Annotated in this window: 1 protein-coding gene; it reads right to left on the bottom strand. The window is 58.2% G+C overall.

What is annotated here, in order from left to right:
* Positions 1-83: 83 nt before the first annotated feature.
* Positions 84-311, bottom strand: a 228-nt coding sequence (locus AC1RPR_RS08650) for a hypothetical protein (protein ID WP_481763543.1), incomplete at its 5' end; no start/stop codon positions are given.

The raw sequence follows: 311 nt of genomic DNA, 5'->3' as shown, positions 1-311 counted from the left end.
CCGTACGAGCGGGCCGAATGCGGACAGCACGTCGCGGGCCAAATGTGCCTGACCCAGATCGTAATCGCTTTTCGGAATGTTTTTCATTTGATGCGGTTTCCTTTATCGTCATAGTAGCGGCAACCCGGCACGTAGCGCAGATTCCGCGCGTACGTCGGGGCCTGACGCACCATCAGTTCCAGATAACGGGGCTCGTTGATACCGTGCACGTCGATCAAATAAATGTCGTCCCCGAGCCGGATATACATGACCCCGCGTCGTAGGTCCGTCCATTCGATCGCATCCACAAGGGGCCCCACAACGGCCCGCAC

The organism is Dellaglioa sp. CoH-57-MRSF-22, assembly GCF_056781895.1.
Note: the sequence above shows the minus strand (reverse complement) of the source record. Positions and strands in the feature narration are given on the sequence as shown.